Here is a 12,465-nt window from a genome sequence, read left to right on the forward strand (position 1 = left end):
ATGTGGTGGCCCGTCAGTAGATAACTCCACCTCATATAAGACTTTCCATGCCCTCCATGAACGTCCTCAAACCTCTTGCTCTGGCTGTTGCCCTGAGCGTTTCCAGTCAAGTCTGGGCTGCACCGATTGATCTCGACTTGCCGAGCCAGCCGCTGGCCACCTCGTTACGTCAACTGGCGGAAGCAGCTCACCTGACGTTGGCGGTAGACCACCGCATTGTTCCTGACCGTCTGGCGCCTGCTGTGCGTGGTCGAATGGAACCCTCCGACGCGCTTGCCCAGTTACTTCAGCGCAGTGGCCTTACCTACAGCCGACAAGGCAATACGCTAGTGATCTCGCGTCTGCAAAGCGGCGCTGTGGAACTGGGGGCCACTGATATCAATGGCGTCGCTTTATCCGCTACCACCGAGGGCAGCAGCTCATACACAACCGGCGGTGTCACCATCGGCAAAGGTCAGCACTCACTACGTGAAACGCCGCAATCGGTCACGGTTATGACACGCCAGTTCATGGATGACCAGAACCTCAACACCATCGAAGAGGTGATGAAAAAGACCCCCGGCATCACCGTGTATGACTCACCTATGGGCGGCAAGTATTTCTACTCCCGTGGTTTCCAGATGCTCGGCCAATACCAGTACGACGGCGTGCCTCTGGATATGGGCAACAACTACGTGCAGGCTGATAGTTTTAGTAGCGACATGTCCCTCTACGACCGTGTGGAGGTGCAACGCGGCGCCGCCGGCATGATGAAAGGCTCAGGCGGTACCGTGGGTGCGGTGAACTTCGTACGCAAGCGCGGCAGCACCACGCCGCATACTGAACTCACGCTGTCAGCTGGCAGCTGGGACAACTATCGAGGCCAGGTCGATACCGGTGGCCCGCTGAATGACAGCGGTACGCTGCGCGGTCGTGCCGTCGTTGCCCAGCAAGATCGCCAGTATTTCTACGACCAGGCCGAACGTCAGGATCAGGTGCTTTACGGGGCGCTTGATTACGACCTCACGCCAGCCACTACTTTGGGCTTGGGTGTGGCATACGAGGATGTTGATGCCAACCCCTGCTGGCACGGTCTACCGCGAAATAACGATGGCAGTGACTTGAAACTCAGCCGTTCAACTTGCCTCGGCGCTGCCTGGAACGATTGGCAAAGCCACCGAACCACGGTGTTTACCGATCTCAAGCATCAGTTCAATGACGACTGGGCGTTGAAGGTAGCAGGTGTGTACAGCAAGAACAGCCAGGACATGAAATACGCATTCTCTGAAGGTGCCTACACCCCCGGAACAACACCGGTCATGGGTAGGTATTCGGGTTTGTTCGACTATGACCAAGTGGATTACGGTTTTGACGCTTACATAGATGGTCACTTCGACGCGTTTGGCCAACAACATGAATTGACTGTGGGCGCCAATGCCAGCCGTTCGCGCAAGGACGACAGCTACCTGCTGATCAGGCTGCCGCAGACGCAGAATCCTTTTGCCCCCAACGCACATATTCCCGAGCCCGCGGATAACTATTACGCGTCGAATTCATACAGCGGCGGGCCGGTGGACTCCACCACCCAGCAGTACGGTGCGTACTCCACCCTGCGCCTGAAATTGGCCGACCCTCTGACACTGGTGCTGGGTAGCCGAGTGAGTTGGTATAAGTCCGAAAGTGACTCCTACACCATCGCATGGGATTACGCCGAGCACAGTGAAAGCACCGAAACCGGTGAAGTAACGCCGTTTGCTGGCCTGCTCTACGAACTCAATGAAAATCTCACTGCATATGCCAGCTACTCCGGTATCTTCACCCCGCAAGGGCAGTTCCGGGCCGAAGGCGGTAGCTCCCTGAAACCAATGGTTGGCGATTCGTATGAGCTGGGAATCAAAGGCGAATGGCTGCAGGGCCGCCTGAATACATCGTTCAATCTGTTCCGTACCATCCAGAAAGATCAGGCGCAAACTGACTACAGCTCTACCTGCGCCTCGCCGGACGGCTATTGCTACGTGAATGCTGGCAAGGTGCGCGCGCAAGGCTTCGAAGCAGAAGTCAGCGGTGAAGTCATCGACCGACTTCAAGTGCTGGCAGGCTACACCTACACCCAGACCAAAACGCTGGACAACATCAATGCTGCCAGCGAGGGCGCGGTCTTCAACAGTTATGTACCGCGTCACGTGCTGCGGGTGTGGGGCAACTATGAACTGAGCGGCCTGCTTGAGCGCTTTAGTGTCGGCGCGGGTGTGGAGGCGCAGAGCGACAACTACCGCCTGAACAACACCGGCACCATCAAAAACACGCAGTCCGGTTACGCCTTATGGAATGGCCGTATCGGTTACCGCATCGACGACACCTGGTCGTTGGCCCTCAATGGCAACAACCTGTTTGACCGTCGCTATTACCAGAGCATCGGCAGAGAGGGCTTCGGTAACTACTACGGCGAGCCGCGTAATTTCATGCTGACAGTTAAGGCCGACTTGTAGTGCAACTGAGCGCTCAGCGAGCGCGCTAGCTTTATGCTTCGCGGCTAAATTCGCTTTTGACATCCTCCCCGCCCTAAAGGGCGGGGATTCCCACAATTGGACGCTCATGCCCGAGCGCGAGAATGTTCTTTGCGGCGTTGACGTCGCGGTCGTGGGTGACACCGCACCCACAACAAGTCCATTCCCTTATTCCAAGCCCTGCGATACCTCTGGGCCTCGAGTCCGGCAATTGCTTGCAGCTCGAACAGGTTTGGGTGGTGTTTCTCTCGCTAACAACCTTGAAAACCGTGCCTGCGTGATCGCATTTGTATTCCAGCATGGTTTTCAATTGGCCCCAGCCGGCGTCCAGCACCGACTTGGCCATCCTGGTTTTCGCGAGTTTCAGTGAGCTCACATCGCCTACAACAATGACGCCACAACGCGCTACCAGCACAGTGCTGAACTTATGCAGGCAATCCTTACGGCGGTTCGCAATTTTGGCGTGAAGCGCCCGCACACGGGCCTTCTTGCCGGCGCGCTGGGCCGTGCCCAGGGCTCTTTCCAGATCCCGGTAGAACCTGCCGCTTTCAAGGCGATCACCGTCGCTGCAGGTGACCGTGGTTTTCAGTCCGAGGTCGATACCCACCGCGTCCTGGCCTGGCGATAACTGGCGATCGACCTCGACCACGACGTTGAAATACCAGCGCCCACGGGTGTCCTCGTTGAAGCTACCGGACCTGAATTTAAAGCCCGCTAGGCCGTAGCTGTCCCAGACCTTGAAGTGCTGTCTGTTGAAGACGACCTGGCCGTTTTTCCAGACAGCAGCGCCGGCCTTGAGGGGCACCCAGCCCAGGCTGCGCCGAGCGCCGCCCGAGCAGCGCCAGCGTAGCTGGCGCTTTTTGAACTGCTTGCGCCGTGTGACATATTCGTCGGCAACAGCCTGCACCGATTGGCTGTGCAGTCCCAGGTCTTTGCCGGCCCCGTTGGTGTACTTGTGAATGTCGAACGCCGACAGAAAACGACCACGCTCACGAATCGTGCGACTGCTCAACTCGTTTACGTAGTTCCACACAAAATTCACAGCGCGAGACGCTTCACGCAGCTGCGCTGCGTGCTTGTCTCGCACTCGAATCTTGAGGGTTTTGGTCGCTTTCATTTCAGTCATGAAACACAGAATAGGGGCGGTTTTTGGGGTTTTAACCCCTATGATCGCTTCGCGGTGGCGCTTTCATCCCCCACCTGAAGGAAGGGGCTTTTCGCGCCAGCTTGGTAAACGTGAGTTCAGCCGCGAGCCTTTGCGAGGTAACCAAAGGCAGCTTTTGGCCGATTGCAGCCATTTCTCATCAAGCGTTTCAAAAAATTCCTATTGGCAAACACTCCCCGCGAAACGCTCCTGCACGCCAGGATGTTGCCTAGATATCTTCATCAACCAGCAGGAGCCCGACGCCCGTCGAGCCCCTGCCGCACAATCGCAACCTCTAAACCTCAGCCACCCTCACCCACTCCAACCCCCTTCGGCAAATGCTCGATCATCTGCTCAAGCATCGCCTGGGCCTGCGCCACCAGATGCACCGCAGCCATCGCCAGATTGCGTTGTTGCCCATGCAGGCTGTCGCCACATTCATAGGCCGTTGCATAGGCGCAGGACAGCACGTCCCAGGCACTGTTGAGCTGGTCTTCGAAAGAGATCAGGGTCGGGCCAGAGTCAGGCCGAGTGGTTGATGCAGGTGGGTCGGGTACAAGCTTCATAGTCATGGCAAACCTCTTCATTGATAGAGTCCACCACCACTTCCGCGGCCAAGCAGATTGGGTGGCAACAGTACAAGGGTTGGCCGACCGGATGAGAGGGCAATCCGGCACACCCGAAGGTGTCCCTTGCACAGTTGCCATAAAACGCGAGCACGGACGAACAGCATCCGCACGACATCTCAAGCGACTGCACCCTCAATTCCATCACTGGGCGGCCAAGCCCTGCCGCATATCTGTGCGACGGGAAGCAGCCTAGTGAGCGAATCGAGCTGGCGCAAGCGGTCGGGATTCTCTCGGAAATTTCACTCAAACAAAAGGGAGGCGTCTTGCAATCAGCTTGCAGATCCGACCGAAATCGCCCTACAGATCACGACTTTTCGCACAAGTGCAGTCAGCCGCCCCACCCTGCCCTTATAGCCATCAGTCATCTACCCATTCGAAATCGGCGGTTGACCCATCCGGGCTCAATGCCTACCGTGAAGTGCCTTTTTCCTGTCTGAGCCGTCAATGATTCACCGTCCAAAACTCCCCTCTACCGTCTACCTGCTGGCCTTGACGATCTTTTCGCTGGTCACCGCCGAATTCATGATCGCCGGGATGATGCCCGCGCTGGCGCAGGCCTTCTCGGTCAGCCTTGCCCAGGTCGGCAACCTGATCGCCTTCTATGCCTTGGGCATGGCGCTGGGTGGGCCGCCGGTCACGGTGTTGCTGCTCAGCCGTGGCTTCAGCAACAAACGCGCCCTCACCGGCTTGCTCGGTGTGTATGTGGCCGCCGGTGTTCTCGCGGCCACCGCGCAAAGTTACGAAGTGCTGGTGCTGGCGCGGGTGATCATGGGCGTGTCCAGTGCGGTGTGTATTGGTTTGTGCATGACGGTCTGCGCCGAGCTGGTCGAGGTGTCGGAGCGTGGCCGGGCCGTGGCAGTGGTGCTGGCCGGGTTGATGCTTTCACCGGTCGCCGGCGTGCCAATGACCGCCTGGGTCGAGCAGCATCATGGCTGGCGCGCCAGTTCGTGGGCGGTGGTGGTGCTGGCGTTGTTGTGCACGGCGCTGGCGGCGGTGCGATTGCCGCACAGCCAACCGGGCAGCGAATCGGGCCTGGCGCAGCAGTGGGCGGCGCTGCATAACCGCAGTTTATGGGGCGCGTACATCACCAGTGGCTTGATCATCGGCGCGACCTTTGCGGCGTTCAGTTACTGCACGCCGATCCTGATCGAGGAAGTGGGTATTGCCCCTGGGCATGTCGCGCCGTTGCTGGCGCTGTACGGGGTGGCCAATTTAGTGGGCAATATGATTGTCGGGCGTCTGGCGGATCGTTACACGCTGCCAACCCTGGGCTGGGGCCTGGCCTTAATGGTGTTGGCACTGGCCGGTTTTGCGCTGGCGGGCGATCAGTTGTGGCTGAACCTGGGCTGTTTCATCCTGCTGGGGCTGACCGGTGTGGCGCTTAACCCGGCGATGGTGGCGCGGGTGATGCGCGCCGCCGAGCCGGGGGCGCTGGTCAATACGCTGCATACCTCGGTGATTACCGCCGGGTTGGCGTTTGGCAGTTGGGCGGGCGGCGTGGCGATTGATGGCGGTTACGGGCTGCGCGCACCGCTGTGGGTCGGTGCGCTGATGGCTTGCCTTGGCTTGCTGAGCCTGGTGCGGCCGTTTGTGGGGTATCGGCAGGCGAAGCTGTGTTCGTGAATCACCGCGATGGTCTTTCGCGGATGAGTCGGCTCTCATCAAACAAGACCACAACCCGTTGATTTGCAAGGAATACACCGTAGGAGCGGCTTCAGCCGCGAAGGCTTCCCGGCTGAAGCGGATCGCCGCCCGGCCGGTCTTACGGGGTTGCGTGTTTGTTGCGCGACAGCGCGGCGCCGAGGCGGCGGGCGATCTCCTACAAGGCTCCGTGTTTGCTGCGCGACAGCACTGTGTCAGCGACAAAGCGGCCCATCCCACCGGGTTTGTGTCGTGCACACCTCAAACAGGCCTGTCGGCCACCCTCGCATTCCACTGTTCCCGGTAGCGTTCGCGCCAGCCGGGGCTGCCTTTGTCGAGCCACTCCAGGGTGGCTTCGATGCTGATTTCGCTGATCAGGAAGTTGTCGATATGGTCGGCGATGCGCTCTTCGCTCAGGTGCATTGACATCCTCCCCGCCCTAAAGGGCGGGGATTCCCACAACTGGACGCTCATGCCCGAGCGCGAGAATGTTCTTTGCGGCGTTGACGTCGCGGTCGTGGGTGGCACCGCACCCACAACAAGTCCATTCCCTTATTCCAAGCCCTGCGATACCTCTGGGCCTCGAGTCCGGCAATTGCTTGCAGCTCGAACAGGTTTGGGTGGTGTTTCTCTCGCTGACAACCTTGAAAACCGTGCCTGCGTGATCGCATTTGTATTCCAGCATGGTTTTCAATTGGCCCCAGCCGGCGTCCAGCACCGACTTGGCCATCCTGGTTTTCGCGAGTTTCAGTGAGCTCACATCGCCCACCACAATGACGCCACAACGCGCTACCAGCGCGTTGCTGAACTTATGCAGGGTATCCTTGCGACGGTTCGCAATTTTGGCGTGAATCGCCCGCACACGGGCCTTCTTGCCGGCCCGCTGGGCCGTGCCCAGGGCTCTTTCCAGATCCCGGTAGAACCTGCCGCTTTCAAGGCGATCACCGTCGCTGCAGGTGGCCGTGGTTTTCAGTCCGAGGTCGATACCCACCGCGTCCTGGCCTGGCGATAACTGGCGGTCGACCTCGACCACGACGTTGAAATACCAGCGTCCTCGGCTGTCCTCGTTGAAGCTACCGGATCTGAATTTAAAGCCCGCCAGGCCGTAGCTGTCCCAGACCTTGAAGTGCTGTTTGTTGAAGACGACCTGGCCGTTTTTCCAGACAGCAGCGCCGGCCTTGAGGGGCACCCAGCCCAGGCTGCGCCGAGCGCCGCCCGAGCAGCGCCAGCGTAGCTGACGCTTTTTGAACTGCTTGCGCCGTGTGACATATTCGTCGGCAACAGCCTGCACCGATTGGCTGTGCAGCCCCAGGTCTTTGCCGGCCCCGTTGGTGTACTTGTGAATGTCGAACGCCGACAGAAAACGACCACGCTCACGAATCGAGCGACTGCTCAACTCGTTTACGTAGTTCCACACAAAATTCACAGCGCGAGACGCTTCACGCAGCTGCGCTGCGTGCTTGTCTCGCACTCGAATCTTGAGGGTTTTGGTCGCTTTCATTTCAGTCATGAAACACAGGATAGGGCGGTTTTATGGATCTTAACCCCTATGACCGCTTCGCGGTGCCGCTTTCATCCCCCACCTGAAGGAAGGGGCTTTTCGCGCCAGCTTGGTAAATCCAGGTAGCCATTGAACGAGTCCGCCAGCACCACGTATTCATCGCCTTGCTGGCGGCGGCCGGTCCAGGCCGGCAAGCCGGCGACCATCGCGCCCACCTCCTGACGCCCTTCACGCAGATCGAGCAGCAACACGCTGGCCCCGCCATCACGACCGATAGGCAGCAGGCCGGTGGGTGGATAGCCGTCCTGTTCGCGCAGTTGTTCGAGTTCAAAGGGGTTGGACTCGTATTGCTCGGTGGGGTCCAGGCCATACAGCGCGAAGCTCATCAGTTCTTTGTCGCCATTGCTCAGGGTGGCGATGACATCGTATTCCAGATAGCCGCCGTTGCAGGTTTTCAGGAACTGGCGGTAGTCGTCGGGCAGGCGGGCGCCAAGACTGCTTTCCAGTTGGGCGATGGCGTCGTCGGTCGCGCCTTCGCGGGTGTCGTCGAGGATGAGGCCGCGGTACTCGGTCATAGGTGGGCTCGTTATGAGTGTTGTATGGATTTTGATGCCGCCTTCGCGAGCGAGCTCGCTCCCGCACGGCCAAAACCGGTTATGCCAGGCGAAACGGTGCCGTGTCGATCTGCGCAGGCTGGCCAGTGACCAGGCTCGCGGTCAATTCAGCACTGGCGCAGGCCAGGGTGAAGCCCAGTGCGCCGTGGCCGACATTGAGCCACAGATTGCTCAGCGGCCCTGCCCGGTCGATGATCGGTTTACTGCCGGGGGTCGCCGGTCGCAGGCCGGCCCAAGGGTTGGCAGCGGCCAGCTCAAGTGCCGGGAAGACCTCCAGCGCCTGGCGCTTGAGCTGTGCGATACGTTTGGGGTCAACCACCGCGCCGGGTTGCCCCATGTCGACCATCGCGGCGATGCGCAGTTCATCGCCAAGCGGTGCGTAGACCACCTTGCGTTCGGCGTCGGTCACACTCAGTTCGGGGTGTTTGAACCCGGCTGGCAACGCACACGTCAGGCTGTAGCCGCGCAAACCGTACAACGGCAGCGACAGCCCCAAGGGCGCGGTGAGGCGCAGGCTGTCCAGGCCGGCGGCGATGACAAAAGCGTCGGCTTCGACATCCCCGTCAGGCAAACGCACCGCGGCAATCCCGGCGCCGCGACGGACCAGCTTCAGGATCGGCTGGCCCAGCAGTACCTGCACATTGGGCAGGCCCTGTAGCATCGCGAACAGGCTTTCACAGAACAGGCGGCAATCGCCGGTGGCCTCGGTCGGCGTGTAGATGCCGCCCGCGATGGAGGACGCCACAGCGGCCAGCGCCGGTTCCAGCGCCAGGCACTCGGCCGCGTTCAGCAGGCGTTGGTCGCTGCCCAGTGAACGCTGGTACTCGACGCCCCTGGCGGCGGCAGCAAGGCTGCTGATGGTGCGATGCATCACCAGTTTGCCGGTGCGCTTGAGTTTGAATGGCAGGTCGTGTTGTGCCAGCAGCTCATCCAGCAACTGGCGGCTGTGCATCGACAGCTGGAGCATTTCCCAAGTGGTCTGCGCCACCTGGCGGCGGTTGCAAGCCTTGAGAAAGGCGTAGCACCAGCGCCATTGGTCCGGGTCCAGCCGGGGCCGAAAACGCAGCGGCGAATCGGCGCTGAGCAGCCAGCCCGGCAGCTTGGGCAGCACCGCCGGGTCGGCCAGTGGGGTCACGAAGTCATAACTTAACTGGCCGCCATTGGCGAAGCTGGTTTCCCGCGCCACCTGTGGCTGGCGGTCGATCAGGGTCACTTGCACGCCTTGGCGGGCGAGATACCAGGCGCTGGTCAGGCCCACTACGCCGGCGCCGATGATGATTACGTGCATCTCTCACCTCCTGTTATGACCCGGCCGATTGTGAGCCGATGGCATGCCCCGGCGCCAAGGCGTATAACGGCAGTATCCATAACCTTTGGTAATACGCGTGCGAACACGTCACATCGAGATTTTCCGGGCAGCACATCGCACCGGGTCGCTGACCAAGGCCGCCGAGTGGCTGTGTATCTCCCAGCCGGCGGCCAGCAAACTGCTCGCCCATGCCGAAGCGAGCCTGGGCTTTCGGCTGTTTGATCGGGTCAAGGGGCGCCTGCAACTGACCCGTGAAGGTGAGGCGCTGGTGCCTGCGGTTGAGCGGATGTACCGCGAACTCGAAGAAATCAAACGCCTGTCACGCAGCCTGCGCGCCAACCCACAAGGCCAGCTCAAGCTCGGTTGTATCCCGACCCTGGGCCTGAAGGTGCTGCCGCGCACCCTGGCCGCCACTCAACAGGCCAACCCCGGCGTAACGCTGGAGCTGACCACCGCGCACAGCGAGCAGCTCGCCCAGGCGCTGCTGACCCGCGAAATGTCCATGGCGGTGGTGTTCAACCCGCGCCCCTACCCTGGCTTGAAGGCCATTGAAGTGGGCAGCATCGAGCTGGTCTGCGTCGATGGTACGAATGCCAGAACGCCGGTCGCGCTGGATCAGCTCGACCCGGCCAGAGTGATCGCCCTGCCGGCAGAAGACCCGCTGGGCACTCTGGTCCAGACCCTGCTCCCCGAACAAAACAGCGCGCTCAAGGTGCAGACCTATTACGTGGCCTGCGCCCTCGCCCAGTCCGGGGCCGGTGTGGCAATCATCGATGAACTGACCGCCCAGGCGTTGCTGGAGCCGGATCAGCATGCGCGGGCGCTGCTGCCGTCAGTCCGTATCAGCGTGGCGGTGCTGGTGCATGAAGCGGCAGTGCTGTCGGTGCTGGAAACGCAAGTTCTGGACCGGCTCAGGGCCGTACTGCAAGCGCGAGACTGATAAATCCAGCCGTTACCTCTGTCGACACACACATTCACCCAAAAGTGTATAGAACCAATGTGCCATCACTTGGTCTGTGTTGAGTCTCCAGCGCCAGCAAAGCGCCATTACCGCAATGATCAGGCGTGAGGCGGTGTTGTGCCTGCTGCCAGGCGCGGCGCAGGACATTGAGCGTCATGAACGCCTATTCGATAAGAAACCGCTCTGCCACCCCGTTAAACCTTCAGGGGTTTGCACTCCGGGCTCCATTCAGGAAATCAACATGCAAGATAAACGCTCGAATTTTCTAAGTGACATCAGCGTCAGGTCCAAACTGATCCTGGGTTTTTCGCTGCTCATGTGCATGATCCTGTTGATGACCTACACCGGTTGGTATGCCACCGACACCCTGCGCGACCGCAGCGAGCGGATGATCGATATCGCCACGTTCAGCACTGCGACCCGCGATATGCGCATTGAGCGGCTGGTCTACCTCACCAAAGCCGATGACGTGCAGGCCGCAAAGTGGCAAGCCAAGATGGACGAAACCACTCGCCACCTCACCAGCATCGCGCCGAACTTCCAGTCGCCGGCCAATATTCAGTTGCTGGCCGACGCAGATGGCAACCTCAATCGCTATCGCGGCTTTTACAACCAGGCGGTCGCCGCGACCCGCGAGCGCGAGGCGTCACGCCTGGCGGCTACCGGGTTGGCAGAGGCGGTCAATGCCGAACTCAAGCGTCTTGCAGCCATCGCCAATGCCGAAACCGGCACGCCACAAAGCCGTGCGGCGCTGACCGAGACCTTTCTCGCCACGCAGAAGATGCTCGCAAGCTTTAGCAGCTATACCGCACTCCCCAGCCCGGCGACGGACGCCGAGGCACACAAGGCAATCGCTGAAGTGATGGCCTTGGTCAACAGCCTCACCGGCACCGCCATACCGGCCCGCGACGTGCAGCAGCTAAGCGCTGAACTGCAACGGTACGAAGCGCAGCTCAACACCATGGTGGCGACCCAGGCCCGTATCGACCAGGCCCAGGCGGGGATTACGCTGACTGTCAGTAATCTGCTGGACATCGCCGGCAAGATGACCGCCATACAGCGGCAGAACCGCGAAGACGATGTCGCCAGCGTCAGGCAGATGCTGGGGCTGTGGATGGTCCTGGCATTGATCTGCGGCATCGTGGCCGCCTGGCTGATTACCCGCTCGATCGTGACCCCGCTCAAGGAGACTGTCGCCATCGCCGAGAAGGTGGCAGACGGTGATTTCACCGCCACGGTGGTGGTCAACCGCAAGGACGAACTGGGCGCCCTGCAGTCGTCCATGCAGCGCATGACCGTGGCCCTGCGCGGGCTGGTCAGCGAGGTCAAACACGGCATCATTCAACTGGCCAGCGCTGCCGAGGAGCTGTCGGCGGTGACCGAGCAAACCAGCGCCGGGGTCAACTCGCAAAAGGTGGCAACCGACCAGATCGCCACGGCCATGCAACAGATGACCGCCACCACCCACGACGTGGCACATAACGCCAGCCAGGCGGCCAAGTCCGCTGTCAGCGCCAGTGACAAGGCCGCGCAGGGCGACAAGGTGGTCAGTCAGGCCGTCGAACAGATCGAAACCCTGTCCAGTGATATGCAAGTGACCAAGGAGGCAATGACTGAGCTGCGCGCCAACACCGAGAGCATCGGCGGCGTGCTGGACGTGATCAAGGCGGTGTCTGACCAGACCAACCTGCTGGCCTTGAACGCCGCCATCGAGGCCGCGCGTGCCGGGGAAGCCGGTCGCGGCTTTGCGGTGGTCGCTGACGAGGTTCGCGGGCTGGCGTTGCGCACGCGGACCTCAGCCGACGAAATCGCTCAGCTCATCGAACGCCTGCAAGCCAGCACCCATCAGATGACATCGGCGCTGGAGCAGAACATCGCGCTGACCGGTAAAAGCGTCGAGCACTCCCGCGATGCGCGCACCATGCTTGGCAGCATCATCGAGTCGGTCAGGGATATCGAGCGAATGAACGAGCAGATTGCTTGCGCCTCGGAACAACAAAGCTCGGCTGGCGCAGAAATTGCCCGCAGTGTGACCGAAGTACGGGACATCTCGGATCAGACCGCAGCGGCCAGCGAAGAAACCGCCTCCTCCAGCATGGAGCTGGCGAGAATCGGCGTACAACTGCAAGCGATGGTCGAGCGCTTCAAGGTGTAAAGGCTGGCAACCATGGGACCTGCAG

At 60.6% G+C, this 12,465-nt stretch carries 10 protein-coding genes and 1 pseudogene; 5 read left to right on the plus strand and 6 right to left on the minus strand.

Annotated elements, in window-relative coordinates; all coding sequences use genetic code 11:
* Positions 1-56 precede the first annotated feature (56 nt).
* Positions 57-2,468, plus strand: a complete 2,412-nt coding sequence (locus PSCI_RS24870; protein WP_084710124.1) for a TonB-dependent siderophore receptor — start codon at positions 57-59, stop codon at positions 2,466-2,468.
* A gap of 73 nt (positions 2,469-2,541) precedes the next feature.
* On the opposite strand, the gene PSCI_RS24875 is transcribed toward PSCI_RS24870, so the two are convergent.
* Entirely contained in the window at positions 2,542-3,603 is a 1,062-nt protein-coding gene (locus PSCI_RS24875) for an RNA-guided endonuclease InsQ/TnpB family protein (protein ID WP_045492155.1), read from the minus strand.
* Positions 3,604-3,932: 329 nt separating this feature from the next.
* Positions 3,933-4,202 (minus strand): DUF6124 family protein, encoded by a 270-nt coding sequence (locus PSCI_RS24880; protein WP_231906505.1) that lies wholly within the window; start codon positions 4,200-4,202, stop codon positions 3,933-3,935.
* Between the two features lie 501 nt (positions 4,203-4,703).
* Between PSCI_RS24880 and PSCI_RS24885 the strand changes: the two genes are divergently transcribed.
* Entirely contained in the window at positions 4,704-5,882 is a 1,179-nt protein-coding gene (locus PSCI_RS24885; RefSeq protein WP_045492157.1) for an MFS transporter, read from the plus strand.
* A 279-nt stretch (positions 5,883-6,161) separates the two neighbouring features.
* Here PSCI_RS24885 and PSCI_RS29320 read toward each other — a convergent pair whose 3' ends face one another.
* The 4 genes from PSCI_RS29320 to PSCI_RS24900 form a co-directional block, all read right to left on the minus strand.
* A complete protein-coding gene (locus tag PSCI_RS29320; protein ID WP_173426701.1) occupies positions 6,162-6,323 on the minus strand; it encodes a hypothetical protein in 162 nt (53 codons plus the stop codon).
* A gap of 16 nt (positions 6,324-6,339) precedes the next feature.
* Complete coding sequence (locus PSCI_RS24890; protein ID WP_045492159.1) at positions 6,340-7,401, minus strand: RNA-guided endonuclease InsQ/TnpB family protein; 1,062 nt, start codon at positions 7,399-7,401, stop codon at positions 6,340-6,342.
* A 71-nt stretch (positions 7,402-7,472) separates the two neighbouring features.
* The gene (locus PSCI_RS24895) at positions 7,473-7,976 is read right to left on the minus strand and encodes an SMI1/KNR4 family protein (protein WP_084710126.1); all 504 of its coding nucleotides are present in this window, start codon (positions 7,974-7,976) and stop codon (positions 7,473-7,475) included.
* A 79-nt stretch (positions 7,977-8,055) separates the two neighbouring features.
* The gene (locus tag PSCI_RS24900; RefSeq protein WP_045492161.1) at positions 8,056-9,303 is read right to left on the minus strand and encodes a D-amino acid dehydrogenase; all 1,248 of its coding nucleotides are present in this window, start codon (positions 9,301-9,303) and stop codon (positions 8,056-8,058) included.
* Positions 9,304-9,400: 97 nt separating this feature from the next.
* On the opposite strand from PSCI_RS24900, the gene PSCI_RS24905 reads away from it, so the two are divergent.
* The 3 genes and pseudogenes from PSCI_RS24905 to PSCI_RS30325 all read left to right on the plus strand — a co-directional run bounded on the left by PSCI_RS24905 (position 9,401) and on the right by PSCI_RS30325 (position 12,440).
* Positions 9,401-10,264: a LysR family transcriptional regulator gene (locus tag PSCI_RS24905; protein ID WP_045492163.1), complete on the plus strand. Its 864-nt coding sequence runs from the start codon at positions 9,401-9,403 to the stop codon at positions 10,262-10,264.
* A gap of 355 nt (positions 10,265-10,619) precedes the next feature.
* A pseudogene (locus tag PSCI_RS30320) lies at positions 10,620-11,582 on the plus strand (methyl-accepting chemotaxis protein); the annotation flags it as partial.
* The gene (locus PSCI_RS30325) at positions 11,577-12,440 is read left to right on the plus strand and encodes a methyl-accepting chemotaxis protein (protein WP_442965482.1); all 864 of its coding nucleotides are present in this window, start codon (positions 11,577-11,579) and stop codon (positions 12,438-12,440) included. The pseudogene PSCI_RS30320 and the gene PSCI_RS30325, both read left to right, overlap by 6 nt.
* The last annotated feature ends 25 nt before the right edge of the window (positions 12,441-12,465 follow it).

The organism is Pseudomonas sp. StFLB209 (genome assembly GCF_000829415.1).
GTDB lineage: Bacteria > Pseudomonadota > Gammaproteobacteria > Pseudomonadales > Pseudomonadaceae > Aquipseudomonas.